This is a genomic window from Neoroseomonas marina (assembly GCF_012927745.1).
GTDB classification, from domain to species: Bacteria; Pseudomonadota; Alphaproteobacteria; order Acetobacterales; family Acetobacteraceae; genus Neoroseomonas; species Neoroseomonas marina.
In genome coordinates, this window is the sequence record NZ_JABBKX010000001.1 from 398118 (window position 1) to 410935 (window position 12818).

Here is a 12818-nt window from a genome sequence, read left to right on the forward strand (position 1 = left end):
TCACGGTGGCGGCTGGCTCTCGACATGGCCGCCGGCCCGGACGTGCTGAGAGATTGTATCGAAGGAAAAAGTGGCGCGCCCGAAAGGATTCGAACCTCTGACCCCCAGATTCGTAGTCTGGTGCTCTATCCAGCTGAGCTACGGGCGCCCGTGCCGCATCGCGGCGAGGCGGCGGAAATAGCCGAGGCGGCGGTGGGGCGCAACCCCTCCGCCGCCTGAAATCACGTCATGCCGACAGCTTGTCGAGTTCGCGCACCACGGCCTCACCCATCACGGAGGTGCCGACGCGGGCCATGCCCTGCTGCATGATGTCCGCCGTGCGCAGGCCGCCCGCGAGGACCTTGCCAACCGCGCTCTCGAGCAGCACCGCATCCTCCTCCATGCCGAAGGACCAGCGGAGCAGCATGGCGAAGGACAGGATCTGCGCGAGCGGATTCGCGATGCCCTTGCCCGCGATGTCGGGCGCCGATCCGTGGATCGGTTCGTAGAGCGCGTGACGCTTGCCCGTCGTCGGGTCCACCGCGCCGAGCGTCGCGGAAGGCAGCATGCCGAGCGAGCCGGTCAGCGCCGCCGCGAGGTCCGACAGCACGTCGCCGAACAGGTTGCTGCCGAGGATGACGTCGAACTGCTTGGGCCGGCTGCACAGCTGCATCGCGCAGTTGTCGGCGTACATGTTCTCGAGCTGGACGTCCGGATACTCGGCCTTCTGGATCTCGCCGACGACGGCGCGCCACAGGCGGCCCGACTGCATGACGTTCGCCTTCTCGACCGACGTCACCTTGTTGCGGCGCTTGCGCGCCAGGTCGAAGGCGACGCGAGCGACGCGGGCGATCTCGTCCTCATGGTAGACGTCGGTGTCGAAGCCGCGGCGCTTGCCGTCGGGCAGCGTCTCGACGCCGCGCGGCTCGCCGAAATAGACGCCGCCGGTCGACTCGCGCACGACCATGATGTCGACGCCGCGCACGATGTCCGCCTTCAGCGAGGAGGCCTCCACCAGCGGGTCCATCACCAGCGCCGGGCGCAGGTTGGCGAACAGACCGAGGTCCTTGCGCAGACGCAGGATGCCGAGCTCCGGACGCTGCTCGAAGGGCAGGCTGTCCCACTTCGGCCCGCCGACCGAGCCGAACAGCACGGCATCGGCCGCCTTGGCCTTCGCCACGGTCTCGTCCGTGATGGGCGTGCCCTGGGCGTCGATCGACGCGCCACCGACGATGCCTTCATCGATGTCGAAGGAGACGGCGCGGCGGCGACCCATCCAGTCGATGACGCGACGCACTTCGCGCATCACCTCGGGACCGATCCCGTCGCCGGGCAGGATGAGAAGTTTCTTGTTGGAAGCCATACGGGAACGTCTCCTGGTCAGTCGGGAGACGCCCCGGGTGGACGCCGCCCGGGGAACGGTCAGCTCAGGCGTAGAGCCAGGGCTGAGCCGCCTTTTGCTTGGATTCGAAGCTGTCGATGGCGGGCGCGTGCTGCAGCGTCTGGCCGATGTCGTCGAGGCCGTTCAGCAGCAGGTGACGACGCAGCGGGTCGATCTTGAACGGGATCTCTTCTCCGTTCGGGCGCACCACCACTTCGCGCTCGAGGTCGACGGTGACGCGGGCATTCGCACCCAGCTTCGCGTCTTCCATGAGCTGCGCGCAGACGTCCTTCGGAAGCCGCACCGGCAGGACGCCGTTCTTGAAGCAGTTGTTGTGGAAGATGTCGGCGAAGTCCGGCGCGATCACGCAGCGGATGCCGAAGTCGAGCAGCGCCCAGGGCGCATGCTCGCGCGAGGAGCCGCAGCCGAAATTCTCGAAGGCGATGAGGATCTCGGCCTTGCGGTAAGGCTCCTGGTTCAGGACGAAGTCGGGGTTCTCCGAGCCGTCTTCCTTGTAGCGGAAGTTGGCAAAGAGGTTCTTCCCGAAGCCGAGGCGCGAGATCGACTTGAGGAAGCGCGCCGGGATGATCTGGTCGGTGTCGACATTCGCCTTGGGGAGCGGGGCGGCGATGCCGGTCAGCGTCGTGAAGGCCTGCATGTCACACGGTCTCCTTCGGCTGATAGTCGCGCACGTCGGCGAGGTGCCCGGCCACCGCGGCGGCCGCGGCCATCGCCGGGGAGAGCAGGTGCGTGCGCCCGCCCGGGCCCTGGCGGCCTTCGAAGTTGCGGTTGGACGTGCTGGCCGACCGCTGGCCCGGCGTCAGCTTGTCCGGGTTCATGCCGAGGCACATGGAGCACCCCGCCTCGCGCCACTCGAAGCCTGCCTCGCGCAGGATGCGGTCGAGGCCTTCCTGTTCCGCCTGCTTCTTCACCAGGCCCGAGCCCGGCACGACCATGGCGCGCACGCCATCGGCGACCTTGCGGCCGCGGGCGATGGCGGCGGCGGCGCGGATGTCCTCGATGCGCGAATTGGTGCAGGAGCCGATGAAGACGACATCGACCTTGAGGTCCTGCAGTCGCTGGCCGGGCGTGAGGCCCATGTACTGGACCATGCGCTCCATCTGGGCGCGCTTGGCCTCGTCGGCCACGTCCGCCGGGTTCGGGACCACGCCGGTGATCGGCAGCACCGCCTCGGGGTTGGTGCCCCAGGTGACCTGCGGGGCGATCTCATGCGCGTTCAGGCGGAGCTCGGTGTCGAAATGCGCCCCGGCGTCGGAGGGCAGCGTCTTCCACCACTCCATCGCGCGCTTCAGCGCATCGCCCTTCGGGCCGTTCGGCGTCTTCGCGATGTAGTCGTAGGTCGTCTGGTCCGGGGCCACCATGCCGGCGCGGGCGCCGCCCTCGATCGACATGTTGCAGACCGTCATGCGGCCGGCCATGTCGAGCGCGCGGATCGCGTCGCCGGCATATTCGATGACGTGCCCCGTGCCGCCCGCCGTACCGATCCTGCCGATAATGGCAAGCACGATGTCCTTGCCCGAGCAGCCGAAGGCGAGGTTGCCGTCCACGCTGATGCGCATGTTCTTCGCCGGCTTCTGCAGCAGCGTCTGGGTGGCGAGCACGTGCTCGACCTCCGAGGTGCCGATGCCGAAGGCGAGCGCGCCCATCGCGCCATGCGTCGAGGTGTGGCTGTCGCCGCATACGATGGTCATGCCCGGCAGCGAGCGGCCGAGCTCCGGCCCGATGACGTGCACGATGCCCTGCCGCTCATCCAGCAGCGGGATCAGCGGCATGCCGAACTCGGCGGCGTTCTTCTCGAGGGTGGCGACCTGCAGCGCGCTCTCGGGGTCGACGATGCCCGTGTAGCGGGATTCGTCGGTCGCGATGTTGTGGTCGATCACGCCGAGCGTCGCCTCGGGGCGACGGATCTTGCGGCCAGCCGCCCGCAGGCCGTCGAAGGCCTGCGGCGTCGTCACTTCATGGGTCAGGTGAAGATCGATGTAGAGCAGTGCCGTGCCGTCCGGGAGCGTGTCCACCACATGGGCGTCCCAGATCTTGTCGAACAAAGTGCGCGGCTTCTGCGCTGACATCGTTTTCTCCCGAAAGTGCAGTCCAGGGCGCCGCACGCATCGCGGCGCCCCTTGAGGTCGTCAGGCTTCCGCGGCGGCGGCGGCAGCCTTGGGCGCCGCGTCGGCCTTGTTGCCCAGCTTCTCGGCGATGCGCGCCGACTTACCGGTGCGGCCACGCAGGTAGTACAGCTTCGCGCGGCGCACCTTGCCGCGGCGGACCACCTGAATCTCGGCCACGTTCGGGGAATAGAGCGGGAACACGCGCTCCACGCCCTCGCCGTAGGAGAGCTTGCGCACCGTGAAGTTGCTCTGCACGCCCTTGTTGGAACGCGCGATGACCACGCCTTCGTAGGCCTGGGTGCGGACGCGCTCGCCTTCCTGCACCTTCACCATGACGCGGACGGTGTCGCCCGGGGCGAAGTCCGGCGTGGCGCGGGCGGCGGTGAGGCGAGACAGCTGCTCGGCCTCGAACTGCTCCAGAAGATTCATCTTCGTGGTCCTTTCCTAAGTCCGTTTAGGCGGCGGCGGGGTGGCCGTCCATGCCCCCTGCCCCGCGTTGTTTCGCTTCGTGCCGTGCCCACAGGTCGGGCCGGCGCTCCTTGGTGATCCGCTCGCTCTCCGCGCGCCGCCAGCGGGCGATCTCCGCATGGTGGCCGGAGAGCAGCACGTCCGGGATGGCCCGCCCCTGCCAGTCGGCGGGCCGGGTGTAGTGGGGGTATTCCAGCAGCCCCTCGGCGCCGTGGCTTTCCTCGGCCGCGCTGTCCGCCGCGCCCATCACGCCCGGCAGCAGCCGGACGCAGGCGTCGAGCAGCACGAGGGCCGCCGTCTCGCCCCCGCTCAGCACGTAGTCGCCGATCGAGACCTCGACCATGCCGCGCGCCTCGATGACGCGCTGGTCGATGCCTTCGTAGCGGCCGCAGAGCAGGACGCAGCCCGGCCCCTCGGCGAGCGTCCGGACCATGGCCTGGTCCAGCAGCCGCCCGCGCGGGGTCAGGTAGATCAGCGGGCGGGCATCGCCGTCCGGCAGAACCCCCCCGATCGCCGCGTCCAGCACGTCCGGGCGCATCACCATCCCCGCCCCGCCGCCGGCCGGCGTGTCGTCCACCGTGCGGTGGCGGTCGGTGGCGGCGGCACGGATGTCGTGCGCCTCCAGCGACCACCTGCCGTCACGCAGCGCGCGGCCGGCGAGCGACAGGCCGAGCGGCCCCGGGAACATCTCCGGGAACAGCGTGAGGATGGAGGCGCGCCAGGTCATGCCGCGTGCTCCTCCCCGGCCTCGGGACGGACGATGATCTCCCCCGGCGGCACCACGGTGACGCGCCCGCCGGCGACATCGACCACCGGCACCACGGCCTTCGTGAAGGGCAGCAGGTGCTCGCGCCCCTGGCCGTCCACGATCAGGAAGGGACCGGCCCCGTGGTCTTCCACCGCGCGGACCGTGCCGAGGCTCTCCCCACCCTCCGTCACGGCCGCGAGGCCGATCAGGTCGGTCAGGTAGAATTCCTCCTCCTCCGTCGCCGGCAGCCGGTCGCGCTCGACAAAGAGCTTCGTCCCGGTCAGGCGCTGCGCCGCGTCGCGGTCGGCCACACCCTCGATGGCGGCGATGTCGCCGCCCTTGAGCGTGATCGCGAAGCGCCGCGTGCCGGAGGCATCGGTCAGCGGGGAATAGGCGGCGATGGCGGCCGGGTCCTCGGTGAAGGCGCGCAGGCGCACGAGACCGCGCACGCCATGCGGCCTGCCGATCTCCCCCACCATCACGCGCTTCACCGCCACGTCACGTCACCCGGTTCGCGGACTGCGTCAGCCCGCCGCGGCGGCCGCGGCGCGTTCCTGCGCCTTCTTCTTCGGCGCGGACTGCTTCGGCTGCTCGCGGAACGCGGGCATCGGGGCGAGGCCGGCCTTGCCGAGGAACTTCGCGACGCGATCGGTCGCCACCGCGCCCTGGCTCAGCCAGTGGGAGATGCGCTCGTCCTTCAGGCGGACGCGCTCGGCGTGCTCGGCCGGCAGCATCGGGTTGTAGGAGCCCACGGCCTCGATGAAGCGGCCGTCGCGCGGCGAACGGCTGTCGGCCACCACGATGTGGTAGTACGGGCGCTTCTTCGCACCGGCGCGGGCAAGGCGGATCTTGAGGCCCATAGAGGCTTCCTTTCGTCAGGTCTTCAGAAGGGTCGTCGGTTTCCGGCCCCGGGGAGCAACGCGGCGAGCCCGCCACGCATCAGCCCCTTCTGGCCGAGCTTGTTCATCCGCTTCATCATCGCGGACATGTCGTCGAACTGCTTGAGCAGCTTGTTCACTTCCTGAACCGAAGTGCCCGACCCCGCGGCGATGCGCTTCTTGCGCGACGCCTTGATGAGGTCCGGCGCGCGGCGCTCGCGCGGCGTCATCGAGGAGATGATCGCCGCCTGCCGCTTCAGGATCGAGGTGTCGAGGTTCGCGTCGTTGAGCTGCTGCTTGATCTTGCCCACGCCGGGCAGCATCCCGAGGATGCCCTGCAGGCTGCCCATCTTGCCGATCTGCTTCAGCTGGGAGGCGTAGTCCTCCAGCGTGAACTGGCCCTTCTGCATCCGGGCCGCGAGCTTCTCGGCCTCGTCCTGGTCGATCGTCGCCGCCGCCTTCTCGACGAGCGAGACGATGTCGCCCATGCCGAGGATGCGCGACGCGATGCGGTCCGGATGGAAGTCCTCGAGCGCGTCGAGCTTCTCGCCCGCGCCCAGCAGCTTGATCGGCGCCCCGGTGACGGCGCGCATGGACAGGGCCGCGCCGCCGCGCGCATCGCCGTCGATGCGCGTCATGACGATGCCGGTGACGCCGACCTTCTCGTGGAAGGCCTTGGCGGTGTTCACCGCGTCCTGACCGGTCATGGCGTCCACGACCAGCAGCGTCTCGTGCGGGTTGGTGGCGAGCTTGACCTGCGCCACCTCCTCCATCAGCGCCTCGTCGATGGCGAGGCGGCCGGCGGTGTCGAGCACCACCACGTCGTAGAGCTCGCGCCGCGCCACATCCATCGCGCGGGCGGCGATCTGGATCGGCGTCTGGCCCGGCACGATCGGGAGCGAGGTAACCTCGGCCTGCTGCGCGAGCGTCTGCAGCTGCAGCTGCGCCGCCGGGCGATGCACGTCGAGCGAGGCGAGCAGCACCTTCTTCTTCTCGCGCGTGCGCAGGCGCAGCGCGATCTTGCCCGAGGTCGTCGTCTTGCCCGAGCCCTGCAGGCCGACCATCAGGATCGGCACCGGGGCGGGCGCGTTCAGGTCGATGCCGCGCTTGCCGTCATCGGACGCGCCGCCGCCCAGCGCTTCGACCAGCGCGTCGTTGACGACCTTGATGACCTGCTGCGCGGGGGAGACCGAGCGCAGGACTTCCTGCCCGACGGCGCGCTCGCGGACCTTGTTGACCAGGTCGCGGACCACCGGCAGCGCGACGTCGGCCTCCAGCAGCGCCACGCGGACCTCGCGCAGCGCTTCCGTGACGTCGGCCTCCGACAGCGCGCCGCGGCGGCGCAGCCGGTCGAAGACCCCGTTCAGCTTGCTGGACAATGCCTCGAACATCGGGCGGTCCGTTCAGTCCTTCACACGCGTTGCGGCCGCCCCAAAAGGCTTTGCGCCGCTGCGCGAGCCTTCGCGGAGCGGCGGAGCCCAGCCCATAGGGGGCCGGACCGACGGTTCGGGGCGAACCGGGGAGACCGGCGTTTAGGACCCGGACAGGGCGGGGTCAAGCGGAACCGGAGGGGCGCCGCCCCTCCGGACCACCCCGCCAAAGGCCGAAAGACCTTTGGGAACCGATACCTGGGCGCCCGTCACCGCAATGTGGGTTCCCATCCTGGCCCGCCTGGGGTCCTTGTCGGGTGACCGGTCCGGGGGAAGATACCGCCATGGCACGCAATGGGCCCAACAAGACGGCAAAGGCCGCGGGCGAACCCGTCCTGCTCTCCGGCGGGAACCCGCAGATCCCCAAGGGCGACGGCGATGCCCCCGTGCAGGCCTATATCGCCGCCATGCCGGGCTGGAAGAGCGACATCGGCCGGCAACTCGACGCCCTCGTCACCCGCACCATTCCGAACCTGCAAAAGGCGGTGAAGTGGAACTCCCCCCTCTATGGCGTCGAGGGCCAGGGCTTCTTCCTCGGTGTCCATTGCTTCGCGAAGTACATCAAGCTCGCCTTCTTCCGCGGCGCCGATCTGGACCCGATGCCGCCCGTGGCCTCCAAGGACCCGAACACGCGCTACTTCCATATCCACGAGGAAGACGGCTTCGACGAAGCCCGCCTGGCCGGCTGGATCCGCCAGGCCGCACGACAGCCAGGCTGGGAGCCATGATCAAGGAGAACCCGATGGAGTCGCCCGCGGCACTGATCGACGCCAGGATCGCCGAACTCGCCGACTGGCGGGGCGGGACCCTCGCCCGCATCCGCGCCCTGATCCACATGGCGGACCCCGAGGTGACCGAGACCTGGAAATGGCGCGGCGTGCCGGTCTGCGAACACGCCGGCATCATCTGCACCGGCGAGACCTACAAGGCCGTCGTGAAGCTGACCTTCGCCAAGGGCGCGGCGCTCGACGACCCGGCCGGCCTGTTCAATGCCAGCCTGGAGGGGAATACCCGCCGCGCCATCGATATCCGCGAGGGCGAGGCGATCGACGAAACCGCCTTCATGGCCCTGATCCGCGCCGCGGTGGCGCTGAACACGGCGCAGAAGCCGCGCCGCTGAAGGGGGAGGACCGCCCTCCCCGCTCCCTTACTTCGGCGCCAGCACCATGATCATCTGGCGGTTCTCGAGCCGCGGGAACTGCTCGACCTTGGTCGTCTCGGCCAGTTCCGTCCGGATCCGGTCCAGCACCTTCACGCCCAGATCCTGGTGCGCCATCTCGCGGCCGCGGAAGCGAAGGGTCACCTTCACCTTGTCGCCTTCCGAGATGAAGGTCTTCATCTGGCGCATCTTCACATCGTAGTCGTGGTCGTCGATGTTCGGACGGACCTTGATTTCCTTGATCTCGACGACCTTCTGCTTCTTCCGCGCCTCGTTCGCCTTCTTCTGCTGCTCGTACTTGTACTTGCCGTAGTCGAGGATCTTGCAGACAGGCGGCACCGCGTTGGGCGAGATCTCGACCAGGTCCAGGCCGACGTCATAGGCGCGGATCAGCGCCTCGCGGGCGGTCATCACGCCCTGCATCTCGCCGTGCTGGTCGATCAGGCGCACCTGCGGGACGCGGATATCGTCGTTGATGCGCGGGCCGTCGCGGGTCGGGGCCTGGGCGGCGGGCATGGGGGCTCGGGCTATGGTCGTCTCCTGTGGAAGTGACGGACAGATTTGGGGCGTTTATGGATCGGCGGTCACGCCGCTGCAACCGTCAGATCGGGGGGCGTGGCCTCGGCCGCAAGACGGGCCACCGCCTCGGCGAGCGGCAGGGTCTCCTGCTCGCGGCCCGGCAGGCGTCGCAGCACGACATTGCCTTCCTCGGCCTCGCGCCGGCCGACCACGGCCAGGACCGGCACGCGCTGGTCGATATGGTCGACGATCTTGCGGTTGATCTTCTCGTTCCGCAGGTCGAGCGAAACGGCGACGCCGGCCTTCTGCAAGGCGGCCGCCACCTGCCGCGCATAATCGTCGGCATCCGAGACGATGGTGGTCACCACCACCTGCACCGGGGCGAGCCAGAGCGGGAAGCGCCCGGCATGCTGCTCGATCAGGATGCCGAGGAAACGCTCGAAGGACCCCAGGATGGCGCGGTGCAGCATGACCGGGCGCTTGCGGGTGCCGTCCTCGGCCACGTACTCGGCGTCGAGCCGCTCGGGCAGGACGAAGTCGACCTGCAGGGTGCCGCACTGCCAGTCGCGGCCGATCGCGTCGCGCAGGACGAATTCCAGCTTCGGGCCATAGAAGGCGCCCTCCCCCGGGTTCAGCGTGTATTCCACGCCGGCGATGCGGCAGGCCTCGCGCAGCGCGCCCTCGGCCTGGTCCCAGACCTCGTCCGAACCGGCGCGCTTGGCCGGACGGTCGGAGAACTTCACGCGGAATTCGGCGAAGCCCAGGTCGCGATAGATGGAGGACAGCAACTCGACGAAGCGCACGGTCTCGTCGGCGATCTGGTCTTCCGAGCAGAAGATGTGCGCGTCGTCCTGGGTGAAGGCGCGCACGCGCATGATGCCGTGCAGCGCGCCGGACGGCTCGTAGCGGTGGCAGGCACCGAACTCGGCCATGCGCAGCGGCAGCTCGCGGTAGGACCGCAGGCCCTGGTTGAAGATCTGCACGTGGCAGGGGCAGTTCATCGGCTTCAGCGCGAGGACACGGTCCTTCTCGCCCTCGTCCTCCACCGTCGCGATGAACATGTTCTCGCGGAACTTCTCCCAGTGGCCCGAGGCCTCCCAGAGCTTCCGGTCCACCAGCTGCGGGGTCTTCACTTCCTGGTAGTCGGCGCGGTCGAGCCGGCGGCGCATATAGGCCTCGACGGTGCGATAGAGCCGCCAGCCCTTGGGGTGCCAGAAGACGCTGCCGACGGCCTCTTCCTGGAGATGGAACAGCCCCATCTCCTTGCCGATCCGGCGATGGTCGCGCTTCTCCGCTTCCTCGATCTGATGGAGGTAGGCGTCGAGCTCCTTCTGGTCGCGCCAGGCGGTGCCGTAGATGCGCGAGAGCATCGCGTTGCGGTGGTCGCCGCGCCAATACGCGCCGGCCACCTTCATCAGCTTGAAGGCGGTGCCGACATCGCCGGTGCCGCGCATGTGCGGACCGCGGCAGAGATCGATCCAGTCGCCCTGCTTGTACAGGGTGATGGTCTCGCCCTGGGGCAGCGCCTCGATCAGCTCGACCTTGTAGCGCTCGCCCTTCTCGGAGAAGAGCGCGATGGCCTCGTGGCGGGTGGTGACGATGCGCTCGAAGCCGGCGTTGCGCGCGATGATCTCGCGCATCTTGGCCTCGATCGCCCCGAAATCCTCCGGGGTGAAGGGCTCGTTGCGGGCGAAGTCGTAATAGAAGCCGTTCTCGATCGCCGGGCCGATGGTGACCTGGGTGCCGGGGAACAGTTCCTGCACGGCTTCCGCGAGCACATGCGCGGCGTCGTGGCGGATCAGCTCGAGCGCCTCGGGGTCCTTGCGCGTGATGAAGCGCACCGCGGCGTCGGACTCGATGGTCCGCGCCAGGTCCTGGGTCGCGCCATCCACCTGCATGGCGAGCGCGGCCTTGGCCAGGCCCGGCCCGATGGCGGCCGCGACCTGCGTGCCCGTCACCGGTCCATCGAAGGACCGGACGGAACCATCGGGCAGGGTGATCGCGGGCATCGGGGAGGCATCTCCTTGGGTGAAAAACGGGCGCGGACCATGGGCACCGCGCCCTTCGGGGTCAAGTCAGGCGGGCCAGTTCCGCCGCCACGTGGGCCGTTTCCAGGCCCGCGAGGGGCACATGGCGCAGGAAGGTGGCCCGTGGGCCACGGGGGGCGCAGAGCGCGGGGTCGCTGTCCTCCCCGAACAGGGCGAGGGTCGGGCAGCCACAGGCCGCAATCAGATGGGTAGGCCCGGTATCGTTGCCAACACAGAACGCCGCGCGGCGCGCGAGGGCCGCAATGTCGGCGAAGCCAGTCTTGCCGGTCAGGTTCACGGCCGAGGGCGCGGCCGCAAGGATGGTCGCCGCCAGCGGCGCTTCGACCGGCCCACCGATCACCACAGCCGGGATGCCGAAGCCGTCCGCCAACGCGCCGAAGCGGTCCGCCGGCCAGCGCTTGGCCGGCCGGCCCGGCGAGGCCCCCGGCACCACCAGCGCGAAGCGCTCGGGCAGGCCGAAGCGGGCGATGTCGGCGTCGAGCCAGGACAGGTCCGGTTCCGGGAAGTCCCGGATGCCCGCCATCTCCAGCTGGTCCCTTTGGCGCTCCACCGTGTGGATGAAGTCGCGGTTCGGGTTCGCATGGGGATGGGAGGCGCCGCGCGCGATCCCGGACCACTCCGCCCGGATGCCGACCATCAGCCGGTAGCGGGAGGAGCGCGCCGAGGTCTGCAGGTCATAGACCCGGTCGAAGCGGGCCGCGCGCAGCCTGCGGGTCAGGCGAAGCACGGCCGGGATATCGGTCCAGGACGGCCGCCCGTCCTCCCACACCTCGTCGAACCAGGGGGCCATGCGCGCGAGCGGCGCGTAGGGCCTGGTCGTCAGCAGGGTGATGCGCGCACCGGGATGATGCGCCCGGATCGCTGCGAAGGGTCCGAAGGCCTGCGCGAAATCGCCCAGCGCCCCGAGCTTGATGACCAGGATCCGCATCACAGGAGTTCCCGGTAGACCGCGAGCGTCGCCGCGGCCATCCGCGCCGTCGTGCAGCGGGCGAGCACGGCCGCCCGCGCCCGCGCGCCCATGGCGGCGCGCTCGTCTGCCGGCATCGCCAACACGCGGGTGAGCGCCGCGGCGAGCGCCGCCGGATCGCCGGGCGGCACGCGGAAGCCGGTGACGCCGTCCTCCACCGTCTCGCGCGGGCCGCCGAGGTCGCTCGCGACCACCACGCGTTCCATCGCCTGGGCCTCGATCACCGTGCGGCCGAAGGCCTCCGCATCCGTGGAGGCATGGACCATCACGTCGGCCAGCAGCAGCGCCGCCGGCATGTCGGCGCCGTGGCCGACGAGGCGCACGCGATCGCGCAGGCCAAGCGTGGCGATGCGGGCCTCGAGTTCCTCGCGGAAGCCTGCCTTGGCGCCGGAATCGCCGACCAGCAGCGCGACGGCATCGCCGGGCAGGCGTGCCATGGCCTCGACCAGCACGCCCTGTCCCTTCCAGCGCGTGATGCGCCCGGGAAGCATGACGACCGGCCGGTCCTGCGGCACGGCCCAGGCGGCGCGCAGGGCGGCGACGCGGTCCGCCGAGACCCGGGCGGGATCGAACAGACGTTCGTCGATGCCACGCAGGATCACCCGCAGCCGGTCGGCCGGGACGTGGTGGCGGTCCCGCACGATGCCGGCGATGAACTCGCTGATGGCGATGACGCGGTCGCCGCGCGCCATGACGGAATTGTAGAGCCGCTTGCCCGGAAATCCCTCGTTGTAGGTGCCGTGGTAGGTCGTGACGAAGCGCGCGCCGGTGCGCCGCGCGGCGATCAGCGCCGACCAGGCCGGGGCACGGGACCGGGCATGCAGGATGCCGATCCCCTCGGCCCGCACCAGTTCGGCGAGCGCGCCGGCATTGCGCCAGATGCCCGCGGGCGACTTGGTGTCGAGCGGCAGCGTCACGTGCCGCGCGCCCAGTGCCTCGAGCGGGGCGACCATCTGGCCGCCGGCCGAGGCGACGAAAGCGCGGAAGCCGGCGGCGATCAGCGCCTCGGCGATCTCGAGCGTGCCGCGCTCCACCCCGCCCGAGACGAGGCTCGGCAGGACCTGCAGGACGGCGGGGGGTGCGGGGGGCGTGTTCACGGGCGGTCGGGCGAC

The 12818-nt window shown here is 69.9% G+C and carries 14 protein-coding genes and 1 tRNA gene; 2 read left to right on the forward strand and 13 right to left on the reverse strand.

Features of this window, described 5'->3' with window-relative positions:
* Positions 1-71: 71 nt before the first annotated feature.
* The 9 genes from GWK16_RS01870 to ffh form a co-directional block, all read right to left on the reverse strand.
* Positions 72-148: transfer RNA gene (locus GWK16_RS01870), tRNA-Arg, on the reverse strand.
* A gap of 78 nt (positions 149-226) precedes the next feature.
* On the reverse strand, positions 227-1342 hold the full coding sequence (gene leuB / locus GWK16_RS01875; RefSeq protein ID WP_170052270.1) for a 3-isopropylmalate dehydrogenase: 1116 nt from the start codon (positions 1340-1342) through the stop codon (positions 227-229).
* A 64-nt stretch (positions 1343-1406) separates the two neighbouring features.
* Complete coding sequence (leuD, locus tag GWK16_RS01880) at positions 1407-2018, reverse strand: 3-isopropylmalate dehydratase small subunit (protein WP_170052271.1); 612 nt, start codon at positions 2016-2018, stop codon at positions 1407-1409.
* Between the two features lies 1 nt (position 2019).
* The gene (gene leuC, locus GWK16_RS01885) at positions 2020-3450 is read right to left on the reverse strand and encodes a 3-isopropylmalate dehydratase large subunit (protein ID WP_170052272.1); all 1431 of its coding nucleotides are present in this window, start codon (positions 3448-3450) and stop codon (positions 2020-2022) included.
* Positions 3451-3510: 60 nt separating this feature from the next.
* Positions 3511-3918: a 50S ribosomal protein L19 gene (rplS, locus tag GWK16_RS01890; RefSeq protein ID WP_170052273.1), complete on the reverse strand. Its 408-nt coding sequence runs from the start codon at positions 3916-3918 to the stop codon at positions 3511-3513.
* Between the two features lie 25 nt (positions 3919-3943).
* Positions 3944-4684, reverse strand: a complete 741-nt coding sequence (trmD, locus tag GWK16_RS01895; protein ID WP_170052274.1) for a tRNA (guanosine(37)-N1)-methyltransferase TrmD — start codon at positions 4682-4684, stop codon at positions 3944-3946.
* Positions 4681-5184 (reverse strand): ribosome maturation factor RimM, encoded by a 504-nt coding sequence (rimM, locus tag GWK16_RS01900; RefSeq protein ID WP_211187086.1) that lies wholly within the window; start codon positions 5182-5184, stop codon positions 4681-4683. The genes trmD and rimM overlap by 4 nt, the downstream gene beginning before the upstream one ends.
* A 45-nt stretch (positions 5185-5229) precedes the next feature.
* The gene (gene rpsP / locus GWK16_RS01905) at positions 5230-5565 is read right to left on the reverse strand and encodes a 30S ribosomal protein S16 (RefSeq protein ID WP_170052276.1); all 336 of its coding nucleotides are present in this window, start codon (positions 5563-5565) and stop codon (positions 5230-5232) included.
* A 23-nt stretch (positions 5566-5588) separates the two neighbouring features.
* Entirely contained in the window at positions 5589-6974 is a 1386-nt protein-coding gene (gene ffh, locus GWK16_RS01910) for a signal recognition particle protein (RefSeq protein ID WP_170052277.1), read from the reverse strand.
* A 323-nt stretch (positions 6975-7297) separates the two neighbouring features.
* On the opposite strand from ffh, the gene GWK16_RS01915 reads away from it, so the two are divergent.
* Positions 7298-7741, forward strand: a complete 444-nt coding sequence (locus GWK16_RS01915; protein WP_170052278.1) for a DUF1801 domain-containing protein — start codon at positions 7298-7300, stop codon at positions 7739-7741.
* Complete coding sequence (locus GWK16_RS01920) at positions 7738-8133, forward strand: DUF1801 domain-containing protein (RefSeq protein ID WP_170052279.1); 396 nt, start codon at positions 7738-7740, stop codon at positions 8131-8133. The genes GWK16_RS01915 and GWK16_RS01920 overlap by 4 nt, the downstream gene beginning before the upstream one ends.
* A 27-nt stretch (positions 8134-8160) precedes the next feature.
* Here the strand turns inward: GWK16_RS01920 and infC are convergent, their stop codons facing one another.
* The 4 genes from infC to GWK16_RS01940 all read right to left on the reverse strand — a co-directional run bounded on the left by infC (position 8161) and on the right by GWK16_RS01940 (position 12803).
* Positions 8161-8688 (reverse strand): translation initiation factor IF-3, encoded by a 528-nt coding sequence (gene infC, locus GWK16_RS01925; protein WP_168041037.1) that lies wholly within the window; start codon positions 8686-8688, stop codon positions 8161-8163.
* A gap of 68 nt (positions 8689-8756) precedes the next feature.
* Positions 8757-10700 carry a threonine--tRNA ligase gene (gene thrS, locus GWK16_RS01930; RefSeq protein ID WP_170052280.1) on the reverse strand — a complete coding sequence of 648 codons (1944 nt, stop codon included), beginning with the start codon at positions 10698-10700 and terminating at the stop codon, positions 8757-8759.
* 61 nt (positions 10701-10761) lie between these two features.
* Entirely contained in the window at positions 10762-11667 is a 906-nt protein-coding gene (locus GWK16_RS01935) for a glycosyltransferase family 9 protein (RefSeq protein WP_211187024.1), read from the reverse strand.
* A complete protein-coding gene (locus GWK16_RS01940) occupies positions 11667-12803 on the reverse strand; it encodes a glycosyltransferase (protein WP_170052282.1) in 1137 nt (378 codons plus the stop codon). Before GWK16_RS01940 ends, GWK16_RS01935 begins: the two co-directional genes overlap by 1 nt.
* Between the last annotated feature and the right edge of the window lie 15 nt (positions 12804-12818).

Bases quoted from the DNA above. Each gene is read 5' to 3' on its own strand.
- leuD (WP_170052271.1), bottom strand. From the start codon at position 2,018: ATGCAGGCCTTCACGACGCTGACCGGCATCGCCGCCCCGCTCCCCAAG.
- trmD (WP_170052274.1), bottom strand. From the start codon at position 4,684: ATGACCTGGCGCGCCTCCATCCTCACGCTGTTCCCGGAGATGTTCCCG.
- GWK16_RS01935 (WP_211187024.1), bottom strand. From the start codon at position 11,667: ATGCGGATCCTGGTCATCAAGCTCGGGGCGCTGGGCGATTTCGCGCAG.
- GWK16_RS01915 (WP_170052278.1), top strand. From the start codon at position 7,298: ATGGCACGCAATGGGCCCAACAAGACGGCAAAGGCCGCGGGCGAACCC.
- GWK16_RS01920 (WP_170052279.1), top strand. From the start codon at position 7,738: ATGATCAAGGAGAACCCGATGGAGTCGCCCGCGGCACTGATCGACGCC.
- infC (WP_168041037.1), bottom strand. From the start codon at position 8,688: ATGCCCGCCGCCCAGGCCCCGACCCGCGACGGCCCGCGCATCAACGAC.
- ffh (WP_170052277.1), bottom strand. From the start codon at position 6,974: ATGTTCGAGGCATTGTCCAGCAAGCTGAACGGGGTCTTCGACCGGCTG.
- rimM (WP_211187086.1), bottom strand. From the start codon at position 5,184: ATGGTGGGGGAGATCGGCAGGCCGCATGGCGTGCGCGGTCTCGTGCGC.
- leuC (WP_170052272.1), bottom strand. From the start codon at position 3,450: ATGTCAGCGCAGAAGCCGCGCACTTTGTTCGACAAGATCTGGGACGCC.
- thrS (WP_170052280.1), bottom strand. From the start codon at position 10,700: ATGCCCGCGATCACCCTGCCCGATGGTTCCGTCCGGTCCTTCGATGGA.
- rpsP (WP_170052276.1), bottom strand. From the start codon at position 5,565: ATGGGCCTCAAGATCCGCCTTGCCCGCGCCGGTGCGAAGAAGCGCCCG.
- rplS (WP_170052273.1), bottom strand. From the start codon at position 3,918: ATGAATCTTCTGGAGCAGTTCGAGGCCGAGCAGCTGTCTCGCCTCACC.
- leuB (WP_170052270.1), bottom strand. From the start codon at position 1,342: ATGGCTTCCAACAAGAAACTTCTCATCCTGCCCGGCGACGGGATCGGT.